Origin of the sequence: Arthrobacter globiformis NBRC 12137 (genome assembly GCF_000238915.1) — a bacterium.
GTDB classification, from domain to species: Bacteria; Actinomycetota; Actinomycetes; order Actinomycetales; family Micrococcaceae; genus Arthrobacter; species Arthrobacter globiformis.
The window spans coordinates 1-523 of record NZ_BAEG01000067.1 but is presented as its reverse complement, the minus strand read 5'-3'; the positions used below and the strand labels follow the sequence as shown (position 1 = coordinate 523).

The window sequence follows — 523 nt, the reverse complement described above, 5'->3', positions numbered from 1 at the left end:
TCGTAGGTCTTCTTGTTGCCCACCTCGCCGTCGACCTTCAGGACACCGTCGTAGTTCTTGAACATGTGGTCCGCCACCGGACGCGTGTACGCGTACTGGGTGTCCGTGTCGATGTTCATCTTGATCGTGCCGTACGAGACAGCGTCCGCGATCTCCTGGTCCGAGGAACCCGAACCGCCATGGAACACCAGGTCGAACGGGCTGTCCTTGCCGATCTTCGCCCCGACCTGGGCCTGGATGTCCTTCAGAATCTCCGGACGCAGCTTCACCCCGCCCGGCTTGTACACGCCATGCACATTGCCGAACGTCAGCGCCGTGATGTAGCGGCCGTTCTCCCCCGAACCCAGCGCCTCCACCGTGGCCAGCGCGTCTTCGACCGTGGTGTACAGCTTCTCGTTGATCTCGTTCTCGACGCCGTCCTCCTCGCCGCCGACCGTGCCGATCTCGACCTCCAGGATCATCTTCGCGGCAGCGGTCCGGTCCAGCAGCTCACGGGCGATCCGCAGGTTTTCCTGCAGCGTCT

1 protein-coding gene is annotated in these 523 nt (G+C 63.3%); it reads right to left on the bottom strand.

Annotated features, from left to right (window positions below; genetic code table 11):
* Positions 1-523, bottom strand: a 523-nt coding sequence (locus ARGLB_RS12010) for a class II fructose-bisphosphate aldolase (protein ID WP_003802773.1), incomplete at both ends; no start/stop codon positions are given.